General features: G+C 41.5%; 31 protein-coding genes. 21 read left to right on the forward strand and 10 right to left on the reverse strand.

Annotated features, from left to right (window positions below; all coding sequences use genetic code 11):
- A complete protein-coding gene (locus tag ACN6NB_RS03830) occupies nucleotides 1-345 on the reverse strand; it encodes a DMT family transporter (RefSeq protein WP_024425239.1) in 345 nt (114 codons plus the stop codon).
- A gap of 275 nt (nucleotides 346-620) precedes the next feature.
- Complete coding sequence (locus ACN6NB_RS03835) at nucleotides 621-1,199, reverse strand: TetR/AcrR family transcriptional regulator (protein WP_039183028.1); 579 nt, start codon at nucleotides 1,197-1,199, stop codon at nucleotides 621-623.
- Between the two features lie 176 nt (nucleotides 1,200-1,375).
- On the opposite strand from ACN6NB_RS03835, the gene ACN6NB_RS03840 reads away from it, so the two are divergent.
- From ACN6NB_RS03840 to ACN6NB_RS03870, 7 genes are all read left to right on the forward strand, one after another.
- Nucleotides 1,376-1,921: a VanZ family protein gene (locus tag ACN6NB_RS03840; RefSeq protein ID WP_106025891.1), complete on the forward strand. Its 546-nt coding sequence runs from the start codon at nucleotides 1,376-1,378 to the stop codon at nucleotides 1,919-1,921.
- Nucleotides 1,922-2,386 carry a DUF6884 domain-containing protein gene (locus ACN6NB_RS03845; RefSeq protein WP_106025892.1) on the forward strand — a complete coding sequence of 155 codons (465 nt, stop codon included), beginning with the start codon at nucleotides 1,922-1,924 and terminating at the stop codon, nucleotides 2,384-2,386.
- A gap of 152 nt (nucleotides 2,387-2,538) precedes the next feature.
- On the forward strand, nucleotides 2,539-3,168 hold the full coding sequence (locus tag ACN6NB_RS03850) for a rhamnogalacturonan acetylesterase (RefSeq protein ID WP_059377652.1): 630 nt from the start codon (nucleotides 2,539-2,541) through the stop codon (nucleotides 3,166-3,168).
- Between the two features lie 154 nt (nucleotides 3,169-3,322).
- Nucleotides 3,323-4,363: an NAD(P)/FAD-dependent oxidoreductase gene (locus ACN6NB_RS03855; protein WP_039177215.1), complete on the forward strand. Its 1,041-nt coding sequence runs from the start codon at nucleotides 3,323-3,325 to the stop codon at nucleotides 4,361-4,363.
- A gap of 69 nt (nucleotides 4,364-4,432) precedes the next feature.
- A complete protein-coding gene (locus ACN6NB_RS03860) occupies nucleotides 4,433-6,037 on the forward strand; it encodes a helix-turn-helix domain-containing protein (RefSeq protein WP_064497751.1) in 1,605 nt (534 codons plus the stop codon).
- 110 nt (nucleotides 6,038-6,147) lie between these two features.
- Nucleotides 6,148-7,074 carry an ABC transporter substrate-binding protein gene (locus ACN6NB_RS03865; protein WP_106025893.1) on the forward strand — a complete coding sequence of 309 codons (927 nt, stop codon included), beginning with the start codon at nucleotides 6,148-6,150 and terminating at the stop codon, nucleotides 7,072-7,074.
- A gap of 12 nt (nucleotides 7,075-7,086) precedes the next feature.
- Nucleotides 7,087-8,802: an ABC transporter ATP-binding protein gene (locus tag ACN6NB_RS03870; RefSeq protein WP_144464352.1), complete on the forward strand. Its 1,716-nt coding sequence runs from the start codon at nucleotides 7,087-7,089 to the stop codon at nucleotides 8,800-8,802.
- Between the two features lie 62 nt (nucleotides 8,803-8,864).
- Here the strand turns inward: ACN6NB_RS03870 and ACN6NB_RS03875 are convergent, their stop codons facing one another.
- Nucleotides 8,865-9,191 carry a YnfA family protein gene (locus tag ACN6NB_RS03875; protein ID WP_024425817.1) on the reverse strand — a complete coding sequence of 109 codons (327 nt, stop codon included), beginning with the start codon at nucleotides 9,189-9,191 and terminating at the stop codon, nucleotides 8,865-8,867.
- Nucleotides 9,192-9,536: 345 nt separating this feature from the next.
- Between ACN6NB_RS03875 and ACN6NB_RS03880 the strand changes: the two genes are divergently transcribed.
- From ACN6NB_RS03880 to ACN6NB_RS03905, 6 genes are all read left to right on the forward strand, one after another.
- Nucleotides 9,537-10,103 carry an RNA polymerase sigma factor gene (locus ACN6NB_RS03880; protein ID WP_039177235.1) on the forward strand — a complete coding sequence of 189 codons (567 nt, stop codon included), beginning with the start codon at nucleotides 9,537-9,539 and terminating at the stop codon, nucleotides 10,101-10,103.
- A complete protein-coding gene (locus ACN6NB_RS03885) occupies nucleotides 10,100-10,846 on the forward strand; it encodes an anti-sigma factor (RefSeq protein WP_099663057.1) in 747 nt (248 codons plus the stop codon). Before ACN6NB_RS03880 ends, ACN6NB_RS03885 begins: the two co-directional genes overlap by 4 nt.
- A 99-nt stretch (nucleotides 10,847-10,945) precedes the next feature.
- Entirely contained in the window at nucleotides 10,946-11,449 is a 504-nt protein-coding gene (locus ACN6NB_RS03890) for a hypothetical protein (RefSeq protein ID WP_099663058.1), read from the forward strand.
- Nucleotides 11,450-11,539: 90 nt separating this feature from the next.
- Complete coding sequence (locus ACN6NB_RS03895) at nucleotides 11,540-12,565, forward strand: zinc-binding alcohol dehydrogenase family protein (protein WP_327842406.1); 1,026 nt, start codon at nucleotides 11,540-11,542, stop codon at nucleotides 12,563-12,565.
- Nucleotides 12,562-13,089, forward strand: a complete 528-nt coding sequence (locus ACN6NB_RS03900; protein WP_058837449.1) for a YfiT family bacillithiol transferase — start codon at nucleotides 12,562-12,564, stop codon at nucleotides 13,087-13,089. Before ACN6NB_RS03895 ends, ACN6NB_RS03900 begins: the two co-directional genes overlap by 4 nt.
- 12 nt (nucleotides 13,090-13,101) lie before the next feature.
- Nucleotides 13,102-13,383, forward strand: coding sequence for a hypothetical protein (locus tag ACN6NB_RS03905; RefSeq protein WP_058837448.1), 282 nt, complete (start codon nucleotides 13,102-13,104; stop codon nucleotides 13,381-13,383).
- A gap of 24 nt (nucleotides 13,384-13,407) precedes the next feature.
- On the opposite strand, the gene ACN6NB_RS03910 is transcribed toward ACN6NB_RS03905, so the two are convergent.
- Complete coding sequence (locus tag ACN6NB_RS03910; RefSeq protein WP_024425228.1) at nucleotides 13,408-13,887, reverse strand: MarR family transcriptional regulator; 480 nt, start codon at nucleotides 13,885-13,887, stop codon at nucleotides 13,408-13,410.
- A 169-nt stretch (nucleotides 13,888-14,056) separates the two neighbouring features.
- On the opposite strand from ACN6NB_RS03910, the gene mprF reads away from it, so the two are divergent.
- The 3 genes from mprF to ACN6NB_RS03925 all read left to right on the forward strand — a co-directional run bounded on the left by mprF (nucleotide 14,057) and on the right by ACN6NB_RS03925 (nucleotide 18,069).
- On the forward strand, nucleotides 14,057-16,627 hold the full coding sequence (gene mprF / locus ACN6NB_RS03915) for a bifunctional lysylphosphatidylglycerol flippase/synthetase MprF (RefSeq protein ID WP_144490827.1): 2,571 nt from the start codon (nucleotides 14,057-14,059) through the stop codon (nucleotides 16,625-16,627).
- Between the two features lie 92 nt (nucleotides 16,628-16,719).
- Nucleotides 16,720-17,268 (forward strand): thioredoxin family protein, encoded by a 549-nt coding sequence (locus ACN6NB_RS03920; RefSeq protein WP_144516531.1) that lies wholly within the window; start codon nucleotides 16,720-16,722, stop codon nucleotides 17,266-17,268.
- Between the two features lie 333 nt (nucleotides 17,269-17,601).
- Nucleotides 17,602-18,069, forward strand: coding sequence for a thiol-disulfide oxidoreductase DCC family protein (locus ACN6NB_RS03925; protein WP_039177256.1), 468 nt, complete (start codon nucleotides 17,602-17,604; stop codon nucleotides 18,067-18,069).
- A gap of 36 nt (nucleotides 18,070-18,105) precedes the next feature.
- Here the strand turns inward: ACN6NB_RS03925 and ACN6NB_RS03930 are convergent, their stop codons facing one another.
- Entirely contained in the window at nucleotides 18,106-19,362 is a 1,257-nt protein-coding gene (locus tag ACN6NB_RS03930; protein ID WP_039177258.1) for a transcriptional regulator, read from the reverse strand.
- Nucleotides 19,363-19,637: 275 nt separating this feature from the next.
- Here ACN6NB_RS03930 and ACN6NB_RS03935 point away from each other — a divergent pair, with 275 nt between their 5' ends.
- On the forward strand, nucleotides 19,638-20,225 hold the full coding sequence (locus ACN6NB_RS03935; RefSeq protein ID WP_058837447.1) for a nitroreductase family protein: 588 nt from the start codon (nucleotides 19,638-19,640) through the stop codon (nucleotides 20,223-20,225).
- Nucleotides 20,226-20,263: 38 nt separating this feature from the next.
- On the opposite strand, the gene ACN6NB_RS03940 is transcribed toward ACN6NB_RS03935, so the two are convergent.
- The 3 genes from ACN6NB_RS03940 to ACN6NB_RS03950 form a co-directional block, all read right to left on the reverse strand.
- Nucleotides 20,264-20,419 (reverse strand): YfhD family protein, encoded by a 156-nt coding sequence (locus tag ACN6NB_RS03940; RefSeq protein ID WP_041087330.1) that lies wholly within the window; start codon nucleotides 20,417-20,419, stop codon nucleotides 20,264-20,266.
- A 61-nt stretch (nucleotides 20,420-20,480) separates the two neighbouring features.
- Nucleotides 20,481-20,591, reverse strand: a complete 111-nt coding sequence (locus tag ACN6NB_RS03945; RefSeq protein ID WP_017358836.1) for a YfhE family protein — start codon at nucleotides 20,589-20,591, stop codon at nucleotides 20,481-20,483.
- A 52-nt stretch (nucleotides 20,592-20,643) separates the two neighbouring features.
- Complete coding sequence (locus ACN6NB_RS03950) at nucleotides 20,644-21,540, reverse strand: TIGR01777 family oxidoreductase (RefSeq protein WP_058837446.1); 897 nt, start codon at nucleotides 21,538-21,540, stop codon at nucleotides 20,644-20,646.
- Between the two features lie 94 nt (nucleotides 21,541-21,634).
- Here ACN6NB_RS03950 and recX point away from each other — a divergent pair, with 94 nt between their 5' ends.
- Together recX and ACN6NB_RS03960 are read left to right on the forward strand one after the other, a co-directional pair.
- Nucleotides 21,635-22,426, forward strand: a complete 792-nt coding sequence (recX, locus tag ACN6NB_RS03955; RefSeq protein WP_058837445.1) for a recombination regulator RecX — start codon at nucleotides 21,635-21,637, stop codon at nucleotides 22,424-22,426.
- Between the two features lie 3 nt (nucleotides 22,427-22,429).
- Nucleotides 22,430-22,744 (forward strand): YfhH family protein, encoded by a 315-nt coding sequence (locus ACN6NB_RS03960; protein WP_039177269.1) that lies wholly within the window; start codon nucleotides 22,430-22,432, stop codon nucleotides 22,742-22,744.
- Between the two features lie 23 nt (nucleotides 22,745-22,767).
- Here the strand turns inward: ACN6NB_RS03960 and ACN6NB_RS03965 are convergent, their stop codons facing one another.
- Together ACN6NB_RS03965 and ACN6NB_RS03970 are read right to left on the reverse strand one after the other, a co-directional pair.
- Nucleotides 22,768-22,941: a YpzG family protein gene (locus ACN6NB_RS03965; protein WP_008360604.1), complete on the reverse strand. Its 174-nt coding sequence runs from the start codon at nucleotides 22,939-22,941 to the stop codon at nucleotides 22,768-22,770.
- 25 nt (nucleotides 22,942-22,966) lie between these two features.
- Nucleotides 22,967-23,116 (reverse strand): small, acid-soluble spore protein K, encoded by a 150-nt coding sequence (locus tag ACN6NB_RS03970; RefSeq protein ID WP_003217849.1) that lies wholly within the window; start codon nucleotides 23,114-23,116, stop codon nucleotides 22,967-22,969.
- Between the two features lie 116 nt (nucleotides 23,117-23,232).
- Here ACN6NB_RS03970 and ACN6NB_RS03975 point away from each other — a divergent pair, with 116 nt between their 5' ends.
- A complete protein-coding gene (locus tag ACN6NB_RS03975; protein ID WP_024425219.1) occupies nucleotides 23,233-23,505 on the forward strand; it encodes a YfhJ family protein in 273 nt (90 codons plus the stop codon).
- A 298-nt stretch (nucleotides 23,506-23,803) separates the two neighbouring features.
- Nucleotides 23,804-24,787, forward strand: a complete 984-nt coding sequence (locus ACN6NB_RS03980) for a glycosyltransferase family 2 protein (RefSeq protein ID WP_024425218.1) — start codon at nucleotides 23,804-23,806, stop codon at nucleotides 24,785-24,787.
- Nucleotides 24,788-24,794: the final 7 nt, after the last annotated feature.

Genomic DNA, 24,794 nt, shown 5'->3' on the forward strand with positions numbered 1-24,794 from the left:
TTATACCGCTTCTCCTTTCTGCTCATGTGCATCTCCATCAGACACTTTCAGTCCAATAATTCCGAGAATTAAAATGCCCATAAATAAGAGCTTTTCTAATGAAAATGAACCGCCAAACAGCGCATAATCCATCAAAGATGTCCCAATCGTTCCAACTCCGGCAAACACGGCGTACACGGTCCCTGTCGGCAGCTTTTCGCAGGCCTTCATTAAAAAATAAAAATCAACCGGGATCAGGCAAATAATGATGGCCCACTCCCACAACGCATCTGCTCTATTTAAACCAAACACCCAAAGTAATTCGAATAAACAAGTGAGTGCAACATACATCCAGCTTTTTTTCATTGTATTTCCTCCTAAAACTCAAAACTGACGATTCGTCATTTTAAAGCCAAAAAAGAGTGTACAGCAAGTGCTGTATTCAGAATGTCGACAAAGGGCTAAAATGAACTTTATTTTAGCCCTTTGTCTTCTTTTCAGCGTGATAGAAAACCTTTGCAGTCTAGGAAGGACGGCTACTTTTGCGGAGCGAATTTGACATTCGTGAGCACCAGCGCGCAGGACTGACAACGAATGCGAGGGTTTGTCTACACGCTGCGTACAGCAAGTGCTGTACTAAGTTAAGGTGTCTCTATGCCAAGTGCGTAAAGAAGAAATTGCTTTACCTCTCGCTTTTGAATCAGAACCTCTTCTGTATCTGTTTCCGTAAATAAGTACATTTGCTCAGCAGACGATTCGAGTAAACCGATAATGAATTTCGCCGCGTAATGACAGTTCAAATTCGCACGGACTCGTTTGTCCTGCTTTGCTTTTTCTAGAAAAGCAGCGACCCATTTGTAAATCGGCTCATAAATATCTTCCCATTCCTTTAAATGCTCGGTGGCGGCTAAGCCTGAGTAGGTGAGGGCAAGGACATCACGGTATTGCCTTGTAAAAGCAAAAATGAATTCAACAAGCGCATCTGCTTGATCGAGGACATCTGCATGCTGAGTGAATTCCTTTTCGATCGCAGGCACCATCTGAGCGATCAGATGTTCAGCGATCGCAGGCATGACGGAAAGCTTTGAAGGAAAATATAAATAAAACGTTCCTTGCGCTACTCCTGCTGCTTTCACAATATCCGAAATGGTCGTCTTTTCAATGCCTTTTTCTTTAAACGCATCAATGGCAGCAAGCATAATCTTTTCTCGTTTCGACATATCATCACCGACCTTAAATGACTGAATGTCATTCAGTTTAGCGAGAAAATGACGATTTGTCAATATGGTTTTCTCTACATTGAATGTGAGAATAAGTGATGAATAGATGCGGGCAAGCCTGAATAAGCTGTAAATATGGTCAAGCATCATCATGTGAGAAAGGGGCAGCTCTCTGTATGACATCCAGTGCTATGTTTTCCATTGCTTATTTTCTCCTGCTCGTCCCGCTCTATTTACATATGAGATACAGACAGGCAAAAAAGCAACATCGTTTTATCTATTTACGAACAGAATTGATCCTTGCCTGCCTGTTTATTTATACGAATGTTTTATTATATTTGACGGTCTTTCCAAATCGTTTTTCCGCCCCAAGGGATCAGGTGAGTGTGAATCTCATACCTTTGCAGTCCATTTATCAAAATCTTCACGCCTACCATCACGGCTATCCAAATCTCGTCTTTTTAAATTTAGCAGGGAACATATTGTTATTTGTCCCACTCGGTTTTTTTCTTTATCAAGCCTTTCGAACCATGCGCTGGCAAAAGGCGCTTCTTGGCGGCTTTCTCCTGTCAACCATGATCGAAGTGCTCCAATGGATGTTCTCGCAATCTGGTATCATTACAAGAAGCAGCGATATTGATGATATTCTTTTAAATACACTTGGCACAGCGCTAGGCTGTATCGTGTATCAGATCTATCGAAAAAGGAAGGAGAAAACCTGAGTGAAGCGAGTTTGTATTATTCCATGTGGCGCGAAGAAAATTTGGGACGTCGATCCAGAGGCAGGAAGCCAGCCAGCGAACCTTGTTTATTTAAGTCCCCTGCATCAGCGTACGAAAAGCTATGCTCAAACGTTCTTTTCAGACTGGATGATCTTATCAGCGAAGCACGGATTCTTAAAGGCAGATGATATCATACATGAAAATTATGATGTGGCTTTTGGTATACCGCATGCTAAGCAGATCACACGAGAAGAACTGAGCCGGCAATTTCATCAAAAAAATCTTTTCGCATATGATGAACTGGTAGTACTAGGTGGGAAGAAATATCGTAAAGTGATCGACCCTTTATTACATCCTCATCAAAAAGCGAATTACCCGCTGGCTCCATATAAAGGAATTGGCTATATGCTTCAGGCGTTACATCAAGCAGTGAAATCAAAAATAGAACTTCCGCCGCATATTTAACACATTCACATCTACCGGTAAGCAGGGTTTTGATCATTAAAAAGAGAATAATTGAAATAGCGATGCTGATTGTTTCATATCTTTTCAGCAGCCACTAGGATGCCCGTATCGCTCGGGTGAAGTGGCTCAATGAAAAAGGGAGGCGTATGAACATGACAACCATCTATTTAGCTGGTGATTCGACCGTTTCATCTTATCCAGATCGTCCTGTTCAAGGAGGATGGGGAGAGTTTTTACACCGCTATACAGCGCACGGCGTTCACGTCGACAATCGTGCCATTGGTGGAAGAAGCTCAAAAACATTCATTGAAGAAGGACGCCTTGATGACATATTGGCTGACATTCAGCCAGGAGACTGGCTTTTCACACAAATGGGGCACAATGATGCTTCTAAGGAGAAGCCCGAGCGCCATACAGATCCTTTCACGACGTATAAAAGCTACCTGTCTCAATATATTCACGGAGCAAGGGCAAAAGGGGCAACACCACTTTTACTCACTCCAGTCGGCCGTTTTCATGAAAAAGACGGAGAATATATCAACGATTTTCCTGATTACTGTGCCGCTATGAAAGAATTAGCCGATGAAGAAGAAGTTCTTCTCGTCGATTTAAATACCGCAAGTCTTCAGTTTTATCAAATTTCCGGCATAGAGAAAACGACCTCTTACTTTATGCTGTCAACAGGAATTGAGGATCGCACGCACTTTACAAAAGAAGGCGCAGATGCGATTGCAAGACTTGTTTCTCTTGAATTAAAAGACCTTGGTTTAACGATCGTGTGATGAATGACAGGACGAGTGAGCGCTCGTCCTGTTCTTTTTTTTGCAGAAAGCTATTGATTCCCTTCACTAGAGTAGACTACAATAGATACATATGATAATGAGAATCAATATCACTGATAAATAGATCATTCGATGGAAAACTGGAGGGACTCAAATGTCAGATCAGCTTGAATTGTTTGACGTCACCATTATTGGCGGCGGGCCAGCAGGCATGTACACCGCCTTTTATAGTGGGATGCGGGACTTAAAGACGAAGGTACTTGAGTACAACGAAAGCCTTGGCGGGAAAATCCTTCTGTATCCTGAAAAGGTCATTTGGGATGTCGGCGGTTTGCCGCCAACAAGAGGAGAACAGCTGATACAGCAGCTGGAAACTCAGGCGAAAACATTTGAACCAGAGATTGCACTGAATCAAAAAATCACGTCATTCGAGCGAGATGAACATAATCATATCCTACTGACGGCTGAAAATGGTGATCGTCATTTGACAAAGACCCTCATATTAGCGATGGGTCACGGCATTCCAGTTCAGCGGAAACTTGAAATCGAGCATGCAGACCGCTATGAAGTGACAAACCTTTATTACACTGTCCAGGAGCTCAAGACATTTGCAGGGAAGCGGGTTGTGATTTCTGGAGGCGGTGACTCAGCGGTTGACTGGGCCAATGCCCTTGCTCCAATTGCTGAAAGTGTCACCGTTGTGCATCGCCGTGACATGTTTGGCGGACATGAGAAAAACGTCGCCAATATGAAGGCAACTTGCAAACGAATTTTAACCCCGCATGAACTGACAGAACTGCATGGTCAAGGTGACAAAATTGATGCTGTCACCATTCAAAACATAGAGACAGGTGAAAAAGAACGAATCGAAACAGATGCTGTGATCGTTAATCACGGGATGAAAGGCGATTTAAGCGTGCTATCAGAATGGGGTCTCAAGCAAGGTGAATGGGGACTGATCGAGGTCAATGAAAAAATGGAAACCAATTTACCGGGCGTCTACGCAGTAGGCGACTTGTGTACACATAAAAGCAAGGTCCGCTTAATTGCTGGTACGTTTGTTGATGGAGTCAATGCGCTGAATAGCGCAAAGCTTTACATTGAACCAGAAGCCGAAAAAGTGGCATACGTTTCCTCTCATAATGAACGCTTTAAGGAGAAAAACAAAGAATTACAAACAGCTGGAGCTCGCTGATAAATATCCAGTCAAACATTGAAGTGCTAAAATTTTAGCACTTTTTTTATATGGAAGGAGAAAGAGAAAATGACAACCCGTACTCATACCATTCTGCGCATGAAAGAAAGTAAAGAGCGATCTCTTTCTGTCAAACAAACAGTCTCCTGGCATACATCTTTCCCTATGTTCTTGACATGCGACGGATCTGTGAGAATTGAAATGGAAGGATTGCAATATCAGCTAAACGCAAAAGACAGTATGTTGATCCGCTCAGGTATCAATGTCATGCTCCAATCTTTATCCAACGAACAGGTGGCGATTTATACGATCACATTTGATCAGTTTATCCTGACAAATGATGCGCAAAATGAATTGGTTTTTAAGATGAGTTATGATGATCTGCCGGATAATGGAGCAATGGTCAAAGGCTCTGCCGTGCTGTTTTCTTACATCAAACAAATGAAGGTGAGTCAGTGCATCCGAGAACAGGAGAAAAGGCTGGAGGACATCATGCACATTTTTCACCGTCAATCCAAGCCATACGCTGAGAAGGTGCATTATTCAATTGAAATGATTTTGCAGTATATGGCGCAGCATTATGAAAAAAAGCTTACGAGAAAAGACTTAGCCCATAAGATGGGTTTTCATGAGAGTTATTTTTCGACCTTTTTCAAACAAAGTATGGGACTGAGTGTGAGTGACTATATTGCACAAATTCGAATAGATGAAGCAAAAAAACGGCTTCTGCAAACAGATGATCAAATTCAAATGATTGCGCGGCAAGTGGGCTATACAGACAGTTTATATTTCAGCAGGAAATTCAGGCAGAAGACAGGAAGGTCCCCTAGTCAGTTCCGAAACAATCGAAGACCAGAGCGAATTGCTGCTTTTCAATTTGTCGGGTTATTGGGCGCGCTAGGCATTCGCCCTGTCTGCATTGACCAAGATACCTTTCACCATTCAGATATACTCAAAGATCAGCTGGCCGGTACGCTGGTCATAGATGAACACACGCCTGATGACGTATTCAAATCACTTCAACTAGATTTAATCATTATTCCTAACTATTTTTATTCGAAGCCTGCGTTGATCAAGCGGTTTGAGCGAATTGCCCCTGTCCTTGTTCTGCCATATGCCGGTGGTCATGTTGTACAAGAGGTCTTATCTACAGGGCGCCTGTTAGGAAGAGAGAAAGAGGCAGTTGATTGGGTGAAACGCTTTGAACATCTGAGTCAAAAGGCAAGAAATGATCTATCTTCCTTTAGGGAAAAAGGAGAGACAGTGGCGATTTATGAAATGAGAGGACATGACAAAGTGTACATGTGGTCCTATGATGCTAGAGGTGCCTTCTACCTTTACGAAACGCTTGACTTAAAGCCTCCGAAGACGATTCTAGAAGAAGTTCTTCTCCCCAATCAACATACAGTCATTCCTTTAGAAAGGTTAAGAGAATACGAGGCGGATCACATGTTTTTTATTGTAGGTGTTGAACATGGGTGGTATGAACAAATGGATCAGCGGATGGAGGAAAGCGATGTTCTTCGTCAATTGTCCGCTGTGAAAAATGGAACCTTCTACCCATTAAAGCTAGAGGATTTTCGATTTGATGAAGGGGAGCGGGCTCTTCATTTGATTGACCGTTTTGTCTCCCGATTGACTGCGGCAGCCAATCCAACAATTATCCATATGTAAGTTGCGAGAATCCTCCATAGACCACTTCGTATGAGGTTGGTAGAATACATGAGACTAGTAATTGATAACTATTCTCATTTGTATCTAGGAAATGAAGGAGGAATACTCATATGAAAAAGACATATTGGATATGTGCTGTCATCTTCATGCTGGTATTGTCAGCCTGTGGAAAAAAAGAAGAAGCCAAAACGGCAGAAACAGAGCAGCAAACGAAAACCATTGAGACTGTTAAAGGAAAAATCGACATTCCAGCAAACCCAAAACGCGTTCTCATAGATGGATATTTAGGCAGTGCAATTGCATTGGATGTTCACCCTGTAGGTGCAACGACTCAAGATTTAAAGAATGTACACTTGAAGGACAAGATCAAAGGTATAGAGGACATTAGTGACGAGCGTTCAGCTGAAAAAGCACTCAGCTTAAAGCCTGATCTAATTATCACCGCAGTACAGGATGAAAAAGTCTATGATGTGTATAAAAAAATAGCACCAACACTCGTATATCCTTACAATTCATTCAAAGACGCACATGAAGAAATCACAACCTTGGCCAAGGTGTTAAACAAAGAAGAGGAAGGAAAGGCGTTTCTCGCCTCCTTTGACCAACGAATCGAAGCAGCTCGAAAAAAAGTAAAATCTGTATTAAAAGAGAATGAAACAGTTTCCATCATGGGCGCATTTAAAAATGATGTGTTTGTGTATGGGAACGGAATTTACCGAGGTGGACAAGCACTATATCAACAATTGAAAGTGAATCCGCCAAAAGAGGTCAAAGATACAATTTTAAATAGTAAAACAGGCTATGAGGTACTCTCCTATGAAACCCTTCCGAAATATGCAGGGGATTATATATTCATTGATGAATCCAATGGCGGGACATTTGATAAAAATAATTCCATCTGGAAGAGTTTAAAAGCTGTCAAAAAGGAACAGACCTATCAACTGGATGCAGAATTCTTTTGGCCTTATGATCCCATTGCAGTCATGAATCAAGCTGAAAAGTTTGCTGATTTATTGACAGATTTATCTAATCATTAGGAGGTCTGTCAATTGTTCAAACGTTTTTTTTCATACTACAAACCCTATATGGGGCTGTTTATATTAGATTTTTCCTGTGCGGTACTGGCGGCCTTACTCGAACTATCCTTTCCGCTAGCCATCAGTAAAGTGATGGACGATTTACTGCCAAATGGTGATTGGGAAGCCATTTGGTTCTGGGGCAGTTTGCTGCTCATTTTATATGTCATCAGTTCCACCATGCATTACGTTGTGACTTATTTTGGCCATAAGCTGGGGATCAATATTGAGACCGATATGAGGAATCAACTATTCTCTCATGTACAGAGAATGTCCTTCCGTTTCTTTGACCAAAAGAAAACAGGAAAGCTCGTTTCCCGCATGACCAATGATTTAATGGATATTGGAGAGATGGCACATCACGGCCCAGAGGATTTATTTATCGCCATCATGACATTAACGGGTGCGTTTGGCCTCATGCTATCGATTAACTGGCAGCTTGCGGTTCTCACATTTATTGTCGTTCCATTCCTGATCGGATTATCTGTCTACTTTACGAAAAAAATGTCTGCTGCTTTTGATAAAATGTTTTCAAGCATTGGACAATTCCATTCACGTGTGGAAAACAATATTAGCGGCATTCGTGTGGTGAAAGCATTCGGGAATGAGTCACATGAAATGGATCGGTTTATCGAGCATAACGAGCAGTTTAGAAAAACAAAACTGACCACATATCAAATGATGGCACTGCATACAGCAGTGAGTCATTCACTCATTAAAAGTGTCACCGTATTTGGGCTCGTGTGCGGTGCATGGTTTGTGCTGCAAAAAAATATGACATATGGTGAATTTGTTTCATTCGTCCTATTAACAGGTATTTTCTTAGGACCCATTCAACAAATCAATGCAGTCATTGAAATGTATCCAAAAGGTGCAGCTGGCTTTAAACGATTCGCATCACTGATCGATCAAACACCAGATGAAAAGGATGATGAGGATGCAATCGAAGTCCATCAGTTAAAAGGGAATATCACTTTTGAGCATGTATCATTTCAATATGAACCAAACAAACCTGTGCTGCATGACATCAATCTTGAGGTCAAACAAGGAGAGAAAATTGCCATCGTCGGGCCATCTGGTGCCGGGAAATCGACCCTTTGCAATCTGCTTCCCCGTTTTTATGATTGGCAGGAGGGGAGCATTACAATTGATGGCATAGACACACGAAAAATGACACTTGCATCGCTGCGCGCACAAATTGGTGTCGTACAGCAGGACATTTATTTATTTCATGGGACGATACGCGAAAACATCCAATACGGAAAACTGAATGCATCTGAAGAAGAAATTTGGCAGGCAGTAGAGAAGGCTCAGCTGACGGACTTAGTCAATAGTTTGCCAAAAGGACTTGATACGATGATCGGTGAGCGTGGGATGATGTTATCTGGAGGACAAAAACAGCGTATCTCCATAGCACGTATTTTCTTGAAAAATCCGCCCATTTTCATTTTAGATGAGGCGACCTCTTCGCTTGATACTGAGACAGAGTCTTTTATCCAAGCATCATTAGAAGAGCTGGCTGAAGGACGAACGACCTTTATCATTGCCCATCGTTTAGCGACAATTCAGCATGCCGACCGCATTATTGTTCTCACAAAAGAAGGCGTAAAAGAGCAAGGAAAACATGAAGAGTTACTCAAAATAGATGGACTGTACCGTCGTTTATACGAAACACAATTTAGAATGTAAGATTCGAAAAGAAGACAAAGGGCTAAAATAAACATCATTTTAGCCCTTTTTGATGTTAGAAATTAACTGCGTGGCGCAAATAACATCACACTGACTCCAGCCAAACAGATCAAAGCACCCATCCAGTCATATAGATCAGGTGTTTTTCGATCGACCCACCAGCCCCAGAATACAGCAAGAATGACAAAAACACCGCCATAGGCAGCATAAACCCGTCCGAAAGTCGGGAACTGCTGAAAGGTCGGAATGACGCCATATGCGACTAGGATAAGGCTGCCGGCGATCCCGAAGCTGACAGGCTTTGCTTCACGGAGCCAAAGCCACACCAAATAGCCGCCACCAATTTCTGCTAAACCTGCTAATAAAAAAAGAACTATCGTCACCATCATATATGGACACTCCAATTTCTCCAATTTCTCCAATTTACACCCTATTATGACATGCGGAAAGAATGCGTTCTACCTCAATTGAATGGAGAGATCAACTGATTAGAGAGTGGTCACACATGGATTCTTGACTTTTGTATCATGAGTGATCCAAATGGTCTGTTATGTCGTAAAGTAAGTACATTCTCATGAGGAGCACACTTCCTTTTTCAGCGCTCTTTTTTTCTCCTTGAAAAAAGAGTAAAGTACAAGGTAGGCTTATTTCAGTAAATCGAGTGATAAGCAATACGTGAAGGATTTCATGATGGATGCGCATGCTCTTTCTCATGAAAAAGGAAGGAGATGACCATGGACACACTGAAAGATTTTGAGCTGTATCACAAGATCAAATATGATCGTCACAAGCCCTCGCTTGAAGTGCTGTACGATCGCTATGAACGTGTATTATATTCGTTTATTTATAAAATGACTGGAAACCGTGAGCTCGCGGAGGAAGTGCTTCAAGAGGTCTTTATCAAGCTCTGGCGCGGCATAGGAGAATATCATACGGATAAAGGGAAATTCTCTTCGTGGTTATTCATGATGTCACGCAACACGGCCATTGATCTTTTAAGAAAGCACCGGAATGAAACGGCTTTGGAAGATGAGCATATTGAATATTTAGCCGATCATCAAGAAGATGTATCAAAAGAAGTGGAATGGAAAGAGGAAAAACAGATCATACGTGAAGCAGTATCTACATTGTCAAAAGAACAGCAAACCATCATAGAAGATGTCTATTTTAAAGGGATGACACAAAAGAGCATCGCTGAAAAGCTGGGCATCCCTATTGGTACGGTAAAGGGAAGGGTTCGATTGTCTTTGAAGCATTTGCGATCGAAACTGTCTCGCGGAGGAAAGGAGGAAGAGGCATGACTCAGTGTAAACATCAAGTGATTGATTATTTCAACGGGCATTTACAAGGAGAAGAAAAAACGCAATTTGAAGAGCACATCAAGCACTGCCCAGCTTGCAAAGAAGAGCTTGAAGAATTGACAGCGCTCATGTCTGACATTCCACTTCTAGCCGAAGACCAAACACCTCCGGCAGGGATGAAAGACCGTATTTTATTCCAGGTGTTTGAAGAAGAGACAGTCGAAGAAAACAATAGCGATAGAAAAGAGCTCAAGGCTGCACCTGAGCCAAACGAAATTAAACCGCTGCAAAAGCAACGAAACCAGTGGCTCTTACCGCTCGTTGCCGCACTGCTTCTCATTTCAGCAGCTGGAAATGTGTATTTCTTATCGAATGGAAAACAGCAGGCGGAAGAGCCTGTCAGGGTTGTTGCCACAAAATCACTGGCTTCTGCCGCATCACCAAAAACGACAGGTGCTTTTTCAGTGATAGAGCATAACGGCAAAAAAGAACTTGTTGTGAGTGCAGACGGCTTAAAGGGTCAACTTGATTCATCTGCTGTTTATCAAGTGTGGCTCATTAAAGGAGATCAGCCGGTGCCAGCCGGTGCTTTTAAAACAGATAACAAAGGGGAAGGAACCGTCACCTATGCGTTATCTGAAAAAGAAGCAAACGAATCATGGGATACCGTGGCTGTGACCCTGGAACCAAAAAAGGATAACAAGCTTCCGCAAGGTCCAGTCGTACTAAGCGCTGCTTTTTAAGTTTGATTCATCAAGGATGCCTTTTTAGGGGTATCCTTTTTTTATAGGTTTGGGAAACTTTTCGGCAAATGAAACGTAGTACATATGGAGGTGAAACAGATGAAAACATCTATAGAAAAAGTCCTATTTCTTTTATCAGTCAGACACGCATTGATTGCCTGTTATTTTTTAGTCTTTCCGTTCGTTGCACAAGTCCTTTATACCCCATCACCTTTATTGCTCGCCCTCATCGCTCTTTTTATGATTCATAATCTAACAGAAAGTATTATTTGGTTCTACAAATCGAGAAGGATCAGAAAGCACAAGTCTGGTGATCTATCAAAACGCGGGCATGTCTTTAGCCAGCTCGTGCAAAGAGTTGAACAGCTCCTCATCGTCGGTTTTGTGATTCTTTTGATCAATGAATGGACACAGGGAAGAGTAGATCTAACTACTCTCTCATTCACTCTTTTTCTATTAATCATCGTTTTTCTTCAGCATATTCAGTTTTACTACGTTCAGCTATTTTTTAAATCCAACAGCTGGTTCACTTATGTTCCTTCTTTGCAAAAGGCACGTCCTTCATACATGGCGAGAGAGCGAAAGGCCCTGAAGAGGTCATAAATGTGCCATCACTCGTTTGACCCAGCCATAAACATCAGAAAATTATGATAAAATGTGGAAAGAAAGAATGGAGAAAGGGAGTGCGAGCGAGTGAAAGCAGTTGGACTATTGGAGTATTTACCGATTGAGCATGAGCAAAGCCTGATGGATCAAGAGGTTGAAAAGCCTAAAGCGTCTGGCAGGGATGTACTGGTGAAGATAGAGGCTGTGTCCGTGAATCCAGTTGATACAAAGGTGAGATCACCGAAGGATCAGAAGGAAGAAAAACTGAAAATTCTTGGCTATGATGCAAGCGGTACGGTTGTTGAAGTGGGCGAAGCGTGTACATTATTTCAGCCAGGCGATCACGTGTACTATGCGGGAGATATTACGCGTCAAGGCTCGAATAGTGAATACCAGCTTGTGGATGAGCGAATTGTGGCGAAAAAGCCAGCTAATCTATCCTTTGCAGAAGCAGCCGCGATGCCCCTTACAACAATTACGGGTTATGAGGCTTTATTTGACCGGATGCATATGAAGCGGAATGCAGAAGGCTCAACCCTGCTGATCATTGGTGGTGCAGGCGGGGTAGGTTCTATTGCCATTCAACTAGCCAAATTAGCGAAGGCAACTGTGATCGCAACCGCATCAAGACCAGAAACAAAAGAGTGGTGTCTGTCATTAGGTGCCGATCATATCATTGATCATCATCAGCCGCTTCTCGCGCAGCTCGAGGAAAAAGGAATCGGCGAAGTGGATTTTATTTTATGCTTAAATGATACAGATGGACATTTCAAAGGCATGGCTGAAGCTATCAAACCGCAAGGCACGATCTGTACCATTGTCGAGAACAAGCACAACCTAGACATTCAGTTACTCAAAAATAAAAGTGCGGCATTTGTATGGGAATTCATGTTCACACGTTCTATGTATGAAACAGCGGACATGATCAAACAGCATGAGCTTTTGACAGAGGCGAGTGAGTTATTTGAGCAAGGAAAAATAACGCATACCTTAACAAAGGTTCTCAGTCCGATCAATGCTGCTAACTTGAAGCAGGCACATCAAACACTTGAGCAAGGAAAGATGATTGGAAAATTTGTTCTTGAAGGATTTGAGAGAGGAGAGAACGTATGACGTCATTACAATATCCGATTGGCTTATATGAACCAGTAGAAACAAAAACGAAAGCACAGCTGGAAGCATGGATTAATGAGCTGGCTGCAATCCCCGAAGAGTATGAAGCAGTGACTGCACCGTTGACAGATGCTCAGCTTGATACACCTTATCGGCCGGGAGGATGGACTGTTCGTCAGCTCATTCACCACGTAGCAGACAGCCATCTGAATGCATACTTACGATTCAAACTTGCTCTCACAGAAGATACACCGGACATACGTCCATATGATCAGGAGGGATTTGCCTCACTTCCTGACAGCAAGGCGCCCATCAGTTTATCCCTGCCTTTGATCAGCAGTCTGCATCGCAGGTGGGTCACTTTACTGCGGGGAATGTCAGAGAAAGACTTCAACGCTTCTTATTATCACCCTGCCGATCAACAAACGGTGTCCTTATATGATGCAACGGGAATGTACGTCTGGCATTCAAAGCATCACCTTGCCCATATTACGGAATTAATCAAAAGAAATCAGTGGAAGTAAAGGAGTAAACGCATGTCTGGAAGGAGAATTGTCGGCGCCATGTTTATCTGTATGGCGGCATTGTTTTATATAGCGAAATATGTTCTTTTTGAGATACGCTATAGTAACAGCTTAGGCTCAGAAAGAACGATTGAGGAACTTGAACAGCTGATTCCTGGCGGTACGTGGATCAGTATCCTTTTTCTCATTTTCGGCTTAGCCTATCTTTTATGGGATGACAGGGAAGTCATTCGTAAAAATCTTTTCACCCCAGATCGACAAATAGAAGAAACAAAAAAGACGGACCTCAAGTGACCGTCTTTTTTCTTTTTTACTTTTTTAGCCGCGTTCAGGACGCAGTGCTTTTTCTAAGATAGCAAGGCCTTCATTGACTTTTTCTTTTTCCTCGTCATTGAGCCGCTGCAGGGAATTTTTGATTTTTTCGTGTCCTTTTTGATAAATACTTCTGAAAATATTTTTCGCTTCCTCTGTCAGCTCTACGACAATGATTCTCCGGTCACGCTCAGAGTGCTTTCGCACGACAAAGTTAGACTGTTCTAACCGGTCAAGCAGACCTGTCATATTGGACAAAGAAGCGCCCATTTTTTCAGCGATTTCGGATACTTTGAGAGAGCCATGGTTATTGAGCAGCATGAGCACCTTCATTTGAGGCATACTCATATCAAGCTTCATCCATTCAGAAACATCTCCAAGACCTGCAGCTGTGAGCACTTTCATATAAAGAACCCATGTCTTTTTTTCCTCTGGAGATAGAATCTCTTCTTTTAATACGGTGGTGTCATGAATATTATATTCCACGCTTGTTCACTTCCTTTAAGCGGCTCTTTTTCTTTATATTACTGATTTTTACTTCTAATTGAAAGGTTCGTCAAGCTTTTGAATGTTAAACTGCATGAATCAAGTGGTATTTGTTGTATAATAATGTTCAGTTGAAATAATTGAAGCAACCTAGAAAGTTGGGAAAAACATGTGGAACAAAAAAACGGGTATGACGATCTTAAAAATGCTTTTTCCGATCGTGATTATCCTTGTATTGATCTTTGTCGCGAAGCAGGAGCTAAGCGGACTTTCCATTAAAAAGACGTTTTATATTATTGACAGCTTGAACCGAATGGATTTGTTTATTCTTGTCTTTCTTGGACTTGTTGCGGTTTTATCGATGTCCTTATATGATTTTATTTTACGGAAAAGCCTAAATATGCCGATCAGCGGTTGGAAAACGATTCGCATTTCCTGGATTGCAAACTCCTTTAACAGTGTTCTTGGATTCGGCGGTCTATCAGGAGCAGGGCTTAGAACGCTTCTCTATAAGGAGTACATAACAGATACGAAAAAACTGCTGAAAGGCATTGCCCTTTTGACTTCCTCTGTCCTTTTGGGCTTATCTATTTTCAGTGATCTGATCTTGGTCAGGGTGCTTCCTGTTGAAAGTATTATCAGCCAGGAGCCGTGGCTATGGGCATTTGTCATTATCTTTGCCTGTATTGTACCAATATATATCGTCATGGCATCTATTCGAAAAAGCTCGATTGAGAGCGGTGAAAATGGACTAAAGCATCCAATTTACGCTTATATCGGTGCATCATTTTTAGAATGGCTTGCAGCTGGACTTGTTATGTACATGGCTGTCGTCTCTATGGGAATGAATGTCGATGTCCGAATTGTATTAGGTGTATTTGCGATTGCATCAATTGGCGGTTTAATCAGTATGGTTCCGGGCGGATTTGGTTCGTTTGACCTCATCTTTTTACTGAGCATGCAGTACATTGGTTTTGATAAAGAGATGGTGCTGACGGCGCTCGTCTTGTATCGCTTCGTGTACTCAATCTTCCCGTTTATCCTAGGGCTTTGTCTAGCTGCTTACGATTTAACGGGCACGACGCTTAGACGTCTTGAAGGCAATCCGAAAATGGCACCTGCCATTGAAACAACGAACGTCTTAATTGTTTTGCACCGTGCTTTATTAATCCGGTTATTGTACGGATCTTTATCGATTTTAACCTTTGGAAGCGGCTTGCTTATCATGGCATCTGTTGTGCTTCCAGTCGATCGATTAGGTGTGATTACCAGCATTCCGCGCTTTCTTTTATCAGGATTTAATGGTCTTTCTTTAATGTTCGGAATCATTCTCATGATTTTGTCCATTGAAGTGTATAAAAGAACGAAAAGATCGTACGTGCTGACAATGATCTCTTTAGCAGGCGGTTTTGTGTTTACTTTGTTAAAGGGGTTTAACCTCAGTCTGATCTTTATTTTGCCAGTCATCATGGCTGTGTTTTTCTCTCTTCGAAATCAATTTGTGAAGCAGCAGGCACCTTATTCTTTGAATCAGTTTGTGGCGGCTGCCGCTGGATATTTATTCGTGCTCTTTAACTATAATGTCATTGGCAACTATATTTGGACAAAAATAGGGCATTTCTTGAGTAAGGATTATCTCGTTCACAATGAACGGCATATCACGATGACAAGCATGATTGCTCTCATCGGTGTCCCGCTTTTCTTCTTCATTAGTAAATTGATTTTTAATAAGAAAGCATTTCCGATTGGAGAAAAAGCAGATGAGGAGAAATTAAAAACGTTTTTAGAAGAAAAAGGCGGAAATGCCCTCAGTCATCTTGGCTTTTTAGGCGACAAAAAACTATTTTTCTCAAGTGATGGAGAAGCGATGCTTCAGTTTGGACGAATTGGCCGCTGCGTCATTGTGCTCGGAGATCCATCTGGACGTGAGGCGTCTTATCCGCTTGTACTTGAAGAGTTTTTACAGGAGACAGAAAAAGCCGGCTACCGCGTCGCTTTTTATCAAGTAGAACGAGAAGGGATGGCTCTTTATCATGACTTAGGCTTTCACTTCTTTAAGCTTGGGGAAGAAGCCATGGTCGATTTAGAAACGTTTACTCTGTCAGGTAAGAAAAAATCAAATTTACGAGCTGTGGCGAATAAATTTGAACGAGAAGGCTACACCTTTGAAATGCTGGAACCTCCCTTTTCAAATGAGTTGATCTCAACTTTAAAACAAATCTCTGACAGCTGGCTCGGAAAGAAAAAAGAAAAAGGGTTTTCGCTCGGTTATTTTCAAGAAGACTATCTTCAAAAAGCACCGATTGCGATTTTAAAGGATGAACAAGGGCAAATCATTTCCTTTGTATCATTAATGCCGATGTATCAAGAAGGGGAGATTTCCATCGATTTAATGCGTCATATGCATGATGCACCGAACGGGATGATGGATGCGCTGTTTATCCACCTGTTTCAATGGGCGAAAGAAAAAGGCTATAAATCGTTTAACATGGGAATGGCACCTTTATCGAATGTGGGGACGTTCCATCAGTCCTTTCTTACGGAGCGTTTGGCGAGTGTTATTTTCAACAATGTCAGATATATGTACAGCTTCAGCGGTTTACGGTCGTTTAAACAGAAGTATAAGCCTGAATGGCGCGGGAAATATTTAGCGTATAAAAAAAATACGTCACTGCCTGTCACAATGGTGCTTGTCACCAAGCTGATTGGGACGGACCCAAATCGAAATCGGCGTCCATAAACCAAAAGACCTTTACCTTTCACTAGGTGAAGGTTTTTTTAGACAAAAGAATAGCAAAAGTGGTAAAGTTGAAGGGTAAGGGGGATGTTCATATGACATTAAATGAATGGTTTACAAAGGGATTAGCTGAACGTACATATGTACACAACATGGAGAAAAACCGGGGAAATCTACTCACGGTGTACAACCAGTACGCAATTCATCAAAAAGAAAAAGAGCTGCTTCAAAAGCTGCAAAAGAAAAAGCTCAGAGCACTTGTCATCACAGCGGATTGGTGCGGGGATGCAATGGTCAATGTCCCGATTTTCATGCGTATTGCAAATGAAGCACTCATTGATGCGCGCTATTTCATTCGGGATGAGAATCTAGACCTGATGGATCAGTATTTAACGAACGGGACCGCAAGATCGATTCCGATTATCGTCATCATTGATCAGGACGGAAATGAAGTGGGGAAATGGGGACCTCGCTCAGCAGAAGCACAGCGCTTTGTGGACGAGAAAAAACCGGACAAAGATGCACCTGATTATGAAGAAGCTTTTCAAGTATTTGCGAAAGAAGCCGCACATCACTATACGACAGACCGTTACTTATGGAAAGATATTGAGAAAGAAATAGTAGAAGTTTTGGCAAAAATATAAACCAAAAGACTACTTCGCCGCAATGGGAAGTAGTCTTTTTTTATCTTGTTTTTGCGTTTTACCTACAAAACCACCGCATAAAGGTGTAGAAAACCGCAGAATTCTATCAAAAACCGCAGAAAACCGCAAAGCACCACGATTTTCCCAACCACTTTTAGTTGAAAAACCTCATATATGCCATGAAATCAATGATTTTGCCCTTATCCAAAGGCTCATATAACGCACAATGGTTGGCTTTTTCCCAATACAAGAGGCCCAGCAACTATAGTAATCTAGTTGTAATCTCCTTTGAACGAACTAAAAAAATGACAGAAAAGGACAGGCGATCAATTTATGAAAAAAATCATTTATCTCGATCAAGAAAAAAAGAAGCTCGCTGAATCGAAAAAAAGAGAACAGCGTTCCATCAAATCACTGAGACTGCTTGTGTTTTATGATGGACAAAGTCCTTCATGTGCAAAAATGATTGATTTGTTAAAATCACTCGATTGGAAAAATCGGATTCACTTTGAATCCTTTAGACACTCGCAGCTGCTCAGGCTGAATAAAATCAGTGAAGAGAAGGCGGAAAAACGAATCGTGTCTATTTCCCTAGCCAAAAATCAAAAGAATTCAGGGATCTATACTTGGCTGCGTATGGCTTGCCATATCCCTGCATTATGGGGAACGGTCCCATTCATCATGCTCAGTATATGGCTTGGCTTTGGACAGCATGCGTACGATTTTTTTGCAAAAAGACGGTATATTCATTCTGTCAAACGGATGAACCATCATGACACAGATCAGCAAAAGACCATTTAATAAATAGAAAAAGCATGACCTTCGATCGGCAGAAGGTCATGCTTTTTTGTAATAGGGAAGATATACTGTTAAATGATCTAGCAGCTTCTTTGTGTAGAACTTATAGGCCTGATCATCAAGCTCAGCACCTGCATAGGTAAGCAAGGTTCTAAGCGCAAACAAATATTCACTGTGCAGCTCATTGTGTTCAAAGTAAGGAAGGGCTGCTTCGATCAAATAGGTTTTCAAATCAAGAGGATTTTCCTCAATCATCAATTTATAGATTTTGATCATATATAAACAGTTTGGCTGAATACGAGGCTGTTTTAACAGCTCATGTATGTAGGGAAGTGCCTTTTTGCGGTCATATTCAGCATATAGTGTCGCAATTTCATATAGCGTTTCACAGTAACGGTCTTCTATCTGTTCTTGATTAAAGTAATTGAGTGAATCTAGTAAATAAGGCACAGCTGAAGAGAAATCACCTTCACGTTTTAAGAGCACCCCGTAATAAAAATATGCGGACATTTTAATATAGGCATCAGGGTAAAGGGAAGTGTGCAAAATCACTTCCTTTATATATTTCTTCGCAGTTTGATAGGCTTTTAGTTCAAGTGAGATCACGCCGTGAATAAGTGTACAGTGAATAATCCGCTTGAAATTGTTCTTTTGTCTATATAAATCCATCGCTTGATGTGTCGCTTCAAGCGCGTCACCGAGCTGTCCCATGTTTCCGAGTGCTTTTGCATAGTGATAATACAAATCACTTTGTTCAACTGAGGCGTAGGAAAAGCAGCTTTCAAGCTTTTTCAGCCCATCCTCAAGCTGACCAATTTTAATTTGATGAATACCGTCTAGATATTCAAAAATTTCTTTTTCCGTTTCAATAAACGTTTTTTCGAATTTTTTGAGCACGCGGTGTGTTTTTAAGGCAAGCGGCTGTTTTTCCGTTAATAAATAAAATTGAAATAAAGACAAATGATACTGTATGCCTAAATCCAGTGAAAAGAACTGCTCCTCGTGCTGAATGATCATTTCTGCATTTTGTTCAGCCTGATCGAGAGCATAGAAGTACATATTCATTTGAAACTCATCCAAAAGTGATAGCAGATGACGCGCCTTTTGTGACAGCTTTTCTTGGCTGATACCAAGCCGTTCAAGCAGCAGATTGATCGTATCTTGATTGGCCTCCTTTGAGCCATTTTCAATTTTACTTAAATGAGAGACAGAACAAATTCCTTCTGCCAATTCAGATTGGGTCATATTTTGTTTATAACGATAGAGTTTAATGATTTGTCCAATATTAATTTTCATTCCATCCAGAAGCCTCCCTTCCAATCATGGTTGAAAGCCTTTTGACAAAAAAACTGAATCAGACAAAATGGGAATACTTGAAAATCATTTCATCATCTTGGCTTTTTTCTCAAAATTTGTTTAAAACGTAATATGATTGTAACATTACTTGAAAAAGTCAAACAACTATTTAGCAGACGGGGAGGAGAGATACTTGATTTGCAACTGCACGCGATGATGTTTATAATGTGAATGAGAATCAATTTCAATTAAGGTTGATTGAGAGGATGACATATATGCCAGAAACGAAACAACAAACAGACGCGTTAACGGTTCGAGACGCTGTCAGATATAGACGATCGATTCGCAAATTCAAAGACACACCGGTGACGATTGAACAGCTTCAGCCGCTATTAGAGGATGCAGTCTATGCGCCGAACCATAAAATCACGGAGCCGTGGCGCTTTTTATATGCGGTGACGGATGAAGCCAAAGCCACATTTGTAGAGCGCTTCATTGCTTTCTTTCAGCGCAACAACCCAGATGCAAAAGAAGAAAAGATCAATCAATACAGAGATTACTTTTCTAAGGTCCCAGCGCTTTTACTTGTCGTACTAAAAGAAGACGAGAACCCTGTGGTGAGAAATGATGATTTTGCCGCCGTGAGCGCGCTTATTCAAAATCTCCAGCTGCTTGCATGGGATCAAGGAATCGGTATGGTATGGAAGAGCGGACGTATTTTATACGATAAAGGCTTTCAACAAGACATGGGATTAAAGGAAAACGAACGGTTTGCTGCGATCCTTCATATAGGTTATCCAGAAGAGGTGCCTGAGGAAAAATCACGCCAGAAAGCATCAAGTCTTCTTACTGAAATCAAATAAAAGAAAAGCAGACCGCTGAATAAGGTCTGCTTTTTTACTTATTGTTTTTTGGCGCGCTGATCGGCTGCTTTCATACGTGCCATTGCTTTTAAGTCATTCGGATCTGCAAGTTCTTTGGAAAATTCAACATATTCGCCATCCGTCTCTTGTGCTGCGAGCTCGTGGTTGGATTTTTTGTGTTGGTCTTTTTTCAAAGCCTTTCCCTCCTTTACAAGATCACTTTAGTTATGTGCTTGTTGGAGGGGAATATCCGTCTTATTTGTTTCTTTTTTCTGCTGCTCTTTCCGCTTTTTTGAATTCCTGCTGATACAGGACTTCCTGAGTTTTTTTCAGCTTTGAAGTTGGCTGGTGTTCTTTTTTCTTCATCAAAATCGCCCCCTCATATCATTTCTAATAGGATGGGTGTTTTTGACAACATTTATTCCTTAGAATGCAAAATCGCTTCTTTTAGTTCAGGGTGCAAAAAGTCATAAGAAGAGAGCAGTGCTTTTTTTGGCAGAGCACGCTGGCCTTCTAAAACAAGCAATGACATTTCACCGAGTGCCGTTTTGATCACAAACGATGGCACCTTCAGCCAATGGGGACGGTGAAGGGCAGAAGCAATGGTTTGTCCAAGCTGTTTCATTTGAACAGGATTCGGTGATGTCACATTGAGCGGGCCTGAGAGGTCGTCATTATGAATCGCATAGGCAATGAGATGTGCTACATCCTCAACATGCACCCATGAAACCCATTGCGAGCCAGCGCCAATTGTCCCGCCGGCAAACAGCTTGTAAGGAAGTGTCATCAGCGGCAGTGTGCCTTTTTCTCCTAACACGACGCCAAAGCGTGTGTAGACCGTACGAATGCCGAGGGCTTCAATCTTTTGCCCCTCAGCCTCCCAAAGTTTTGATGTATGACTTAAGAAATCAGTATCTGCAGGAGGTGACTCCTCCGTAAAATCTCCTGTTTGAGATGTGCCATAAATCCCGACAGCACTTGCTTGAATCAGCACAGATGGTTTTGATTCCTGCGCTTCTATAATGCGTCTTACCTCTTGTGTTGATTTGAGACGGCTGGAGAGGATGCCTTCTTTTGCCTTGTCTGTCCAGCGTGTGAAAATGGATTTTCCAGCAAGGTTAATCCATACATCGATGGCAGGCAATTCATGCTCAGGCGCAGCACCTTCGGTCAGCCACTGCACATAATGTAAATGATTTTGTTCGGATTCCTTTGGATTTCTTGTTAAAATATATAGATGATGTCCCTCAGCAGCGAGCACTTTTTTAACATGCTGGCCGATAAAACCGGTTCCTCCGGTAATGGCGATATTCAATTGACATCTCTCCTCTCATATACATACCTATATCTTTCACGATTTTGAATCAGAAGAAACATCCTGACTGTTTTGGAAAAGGAGTGATCACAGGATGCCCTATATTACAAAAATTTCTGCTCAGAAAAACAATACAGAGCGGGTCAACATCTTTCTTGATGAAAAGTACGCCTTTAGTGTTGATTTAGATGTGCTCGTCCAGCACGATTTGAAAAAAGGCAAAGAGCTGGACGAAGCAGATATCATTGAGATTCAATTCGGTGATTCGGTGAAAAAAGGATTTCAGCAGGCCGTTGATTATTTATCCTACCGTATGAGATCAGTGAAAGAAGTCACCGATTATTTAACGAAAAAAGAAATCCCGGCACCTGCTATTAGTGAAATTATACACAAATTAAAGCATTATAAGTATGTAAATGATCTTGAATTTGCAGAAGCCTATGTCAGCACCCATCGCAAAACGAACAGCAAAGGACCGTCCGTCCTAAAAAAAGAATTGAAGCTCAAAGGTATAGACGATGACACGATTGAACGGGCGCTATCGCAATACCCTGATGACTTACAGCTAGAGGAAGCTGTTAAGCAGGTTCTCAAGCTTGTTAAAAAAGAAAAAAATCGTTCTGCAAAAGAGATCGAGCAGCGCATTAAGCTGCAGCTGCAGCGAAAGGGTTTTTCGTTTGAGATCATTGATAAAGCCCTTCAAGAAGCCTATGATGGACAAGAAGAGGAAAAGGAAGAAGAGGCCCTCCTTTATATGCTGGAGAAGGCAAAACGCAAGGTAGGATATGACGGATCATTTGAAAAGAAGATGAAAGTGAAGCAATTTTTATTCAGAAAAGGCTTTGATCTCGATACAATTGATCACGTTTTAGACAAAGGGGAATGACAGATGGAAAAACGCTATAGTGAGATGACAGAATACGAATTGAAGCAGGAGATTGCCGCCCTTTCTGAAAAAGCACGAAAGGCTGAGCAGCTTGGCATTGTGAATGAATACGCAGTTTTAGAACGGAAAATCGATATGGCAAAAGCCTATTTATTAGATCCAGCCTCGTTTCAAACGAAAACGACTTATCAAATCAAAGACACAGAAGAAGAGTTTTATGTGGAATATTTAAATGGCGTGTTTGCGTGGGGATACAGAGTATCGGCTCCAAATAAGGAAGATGCCCTGCCGATTTCAATGCTGACGCAAAAGGACTGATCCAAAGAGATCAGTCCTTTTCTTTACTTCGAACGTTGTTTACGGACGTTGTTCTGAAGTACGATGTCGTGCTGCGTTTGCTGCGTTTCTCCGTTGACCTGAGAGGCAGAATGCTTTGCATTTGCCCATGGTTGAGGGTAAGCGGTTGTCCTTAATTGAACAAAGTCTGCCATATACGATTTCCCATTTGAACTCATATCTCAAGCACTCCCTTTGGAAAAATTAGCGTTTCCCTGATGCCCTCATACGTTCCTGTGGACGTGTATTCGTTTCACCATTCGGCCGTTTAGACGCATAAGCATCTGTAGCGCCTGGTTCGCCTTCAAACTTGTGATTTACCTGATTTGGAAAGCCTTTTGCTTTATTACGCATATCGATTCCCTCCAAACAATACAAATCATTTGCGTCTTTTGAAGACGTAAGGGTAGTATATGAAAAAAGAAGTTTTTTTAAAAAGGCACTTTCTGCTAGATGAAGGAGGAACAAGCATGGAACAATACTTTGAGCGATTAACAGAACAACTTATGGAAAAAAACAATATGCTGACATATGACGAAGCACGTACATGGGTAGAGCTGCTTTGGAGTGATTTTGAAACGACTTATGCAAAGGCTGGCCGCAAGTATAAAGGACAGGAAACAACAGAACGAATTGTCCAAGAGTGGATCGAGAGCTACGGCGCACAGCTGCATCTATTTCAAAATAAACAATCAAAGGCAAACGAGCATCTGCAACAAAACAATCGAGGGCTGCTTCATTAAAAGGTTGCCCTTTCACTTCATTCATCTTTTTCAATAAATAGGAAAATATACAAATGAACAAATAACTTTATGAAACAATACCCAGTCTGTGATCGAAATTACAGGCTTTTTACAATGATTAAACTTAAAATTACATTAAATTCATCCTGCTGAAAATCACTGGAAATAAAACTCTGATATAATGAAACGATTAAAGAGACATGTAATTTATGGATAATAAAAAAGGGTTTCGTTTTCTGACAAAAAAGGAATAATGAACATATCAGACTATGTGAAAAAAGTGAAGAGAAGGTGCGATATGGAACGGGAATTGCTCTCTGTGATAATTCCTTCTTACAATGAAGGTGAAAACATCAGACGAATCTTTGAGGCACTCGAGGAAGAGTTTCGCGATTTTCATTATGACTTTGAAATCATCTTTGTGAATGATGGAAGCAAAGACAATACGCTTCAATACATGAGAGAGCTCTCTCGCAAAAGTGCAAAGGTCAAATATATATCCTTTTCGCGTAACTTTGGAAAGGAAGCCGCTATTTTGGCAGGTCTTGAACATGCAAAAGGAGCAGCTGCGATTATTATGGACGCCGATCTGCAGCACCCGACGTATTTAATTCAGGACTTTGTCAGAGGGTATGAAGAAGGCTACCATCAAGTCATTGCCAAACGGAATCGTAAAGGTGACAGCAAGCTGCGCTCTTACCTGTCATCCATGTACTATAAGGTGATGAACAAGGTAGTAGAAGTGGACTTGCGTGATGGCGTTGGGGATTTCCGTTTAATTTCACGCCAAGCCATCGATGCACTGCTTCAGCTGAAAGAGGGAAATCGTTTTTCGAAAGGGCTTTTTTGCTGGATTGGGTTTGAAGAAAAGGTCATCTACTATGAAAATGTAGAAAGACAGCATGGTGATACAAAATGGTCACTGAAGAAATTATTTAACTATGGCATAGATGGCGTCATTTCTTTTAACAACCGCCCGCTGCGAATTTGTTTTTATACTGGCATACTGATCTTATTTCTCTCATTGATTTACATCGTGGCCACCTTTATTCAAATCGTCAGAACGGGCATTATGGTGCCGGGTTATTTTACTTTAATATCGGCTGTGCTGTTCCTCGGAGGTGTCCAGCTTTTGAGTCTAGGTGTGATTGGAGAATATATTGGTCGTATCTATTATGAAACGAAAAAGAGGCCGCATTATTTAATCCAGGAATCAAATGTGATGGAACAAGAGACAAGCTCAAAGGAACAAGACCGAGTGTTAACACAGTTATTTAAATAACGTGGAG

This window comes from Bacillus sp. 11B20 (genome assembly GCF_056098985.1).

Bases quoted from the DNA above. Each gene is read 5' to 3' on its own strand.
- ACN6NB_RS03830 (WP_024425239.1), bottom strand. From the start codon at position 345: ATGAAAAAAAGCTGGATGTATGTTGCACTCACTTGTTTATTCGAATTA.
- ACN6NB_RS03835 (WP_039183028.1), bottom strand. From the start codon at position 1,199: ATGTCGAAACGAGAAAAGATTATGCTTGCTGCCATTGATGCGTTTAAA.
- ACN6NB_RS03840 (WP_106025891.1), top strand. From the start codon at position 1,376: ATGACATCCAGTGCTATGTTTTCCATTGCTTATTTTCTCCTGCTCGTC.
- ACN6NB_RS03850 (WP_059377652.1), top strand. From the start codon at position 2,539: ATGACAACCATCTATTTAGCTGGTGATTCGACCGTTTCATCTTATCCA.
- ACN6NB_RS03855 (WP_039177215.1), top strand. From the start codon at position 3,323: ATGTCAGATCAGCTTGAATTGTTTGACGTCACCATTATTGGCGGCGGG.
- ACN6NB_RS03860 (WP_064497751.1), top strand. From the start codon at position 4,433: ATGACAACCCGTACTCATACCATTCTGCGCATGAAAGAAAGTAAAGAG.
- ACN6NB_RS03865 (WP_106025893.1), top strand. From the start codon at position 6,148: ATGAAAAAGACATATTGGATATGTGCTGTCATCTTCATGCTGGTATTG.
- ACN6NB_RS03875 (WP_024425817.1), bottom strand. From the start codon at position 9,191: ATGATGGTGACGATAGTTCTTTTTTTATTAGCAGGTTTAGCAGAAATT.
- ACN6NB_RS03880 (WP_039177235.1), top strand. From the start codon at position 9,537: ATGGACACACTGAAAGATTTTGAGCTGTATCACAAGATCAAATATGAT.
- ACN6NB_RS03885 (WP_099663057.1), top strand. From the start codon at position 10,100: ATGACTCAGTGTAAACATCAAGTGATTGATTATTTCAACGGGCATTTA.
- ACN6NB_RS03890 (WP_099663058.1), top strand. From the start codon at position 10,946: ATGAAAACATCTATAGAAAAAGTCCTATTTCTTTTATCAGTCAGACAC.
- ACN6NB_RS03900 (WP_058837449.1), top strand. From the start codon at position 12,562: ATGACGTCATTACAATATCCGATTGGCTTATATGAACCAGTAGAAACA.
- ACN6NB_RS03905 (WP_058837448.1), top strand. From the start codon at position 13,102: ATGTCTGGAAGGAGAATTGTCGGCGCCATGTTTATCTGTATGGCGGCA.
- mprF (WP_144490827.1), top strand. From the start codon at position 14,057: ATGTGGAACAAAAAAACGGGTATGACGATCTTAAAAATGCTTTTTCCG.
- ACN6NB_RS03920 (WP_144516531.1), top strand. From the start codon at position 16,720: ATGACATTAAATGAATGGTTTACAAAGGGATTAGCTGAACGTACATAT.
- ACN6NB_RS03925 (WP_039177256.1), top strand. From the start codon at position 17,602: ATGAAAAAAATCATTTATCTCGATCAAGAAAAAAAGAAGCTCGCTGAA.
- ACN6NB_RS03930 (WP_039177258.1), bottom strand. From the start codon at position 19,362: ATGAAAATTAATATTGGACAAATCATTAAACTCTATCGTTATAAACAA.
- ACN6NB_RS03935 (WP_058837447.1), top strand. From the start codon at position 19,638: ATGCCAGAAACGAAACAACAAACAGACGCGTTAACGGTTCGAGACGCT.
- ACN6NB_RS03945 (WP_017358836.1), bottom strand. From the start codon at position 20,591: ATGAAGAAAAAAGAACACCAGCCAACTTCAAAGCTGAAAAAAACTCAG.
- recX (WP_058837445.1), top strand. From the start codon at position 21,635: ATGCCCTATATTACAAAAATTTCTGCTCAGAAAAACAATACAGAGCGG.
- ACN6NB_RS03960 (WP_039177269.1), top strand. From the start codon at position 22,430: ATGGAAAAACGCTATAGTGAGATGACAGAATACGAATTGAAGCAGGAG.
- ACN6NB_RS03965 (WP_008360604.1), bottom strand. From the start codon at position 22,941: ATGAGTTCAAATGGGAAATCGTATATGGCAGACTTTGTTCAATTAAGG.
- ACN6NB_RS03970 (WP_003217849.1), bottom strand. From the start codon at position 23,116: ATGCGTAATAAAGCAAAAGGCTTTCCAAATCAGGTAAATCACAAGTTT.
- ACN6NB_RS03975 (WP_024425219.1), top strand. From the start codon at position 23,233: ATGGAACAATACTTTGAGCGATTAACAGAACAACTTATGGAAAAAAAC.
- ACN6NB_RS03980 (WP_024425218.1), top strand. From the start codon at position 23,804: ATGGAACGGGAATTGCTCTCTGTGATAATTCCTTCTTACAATGAAGGT.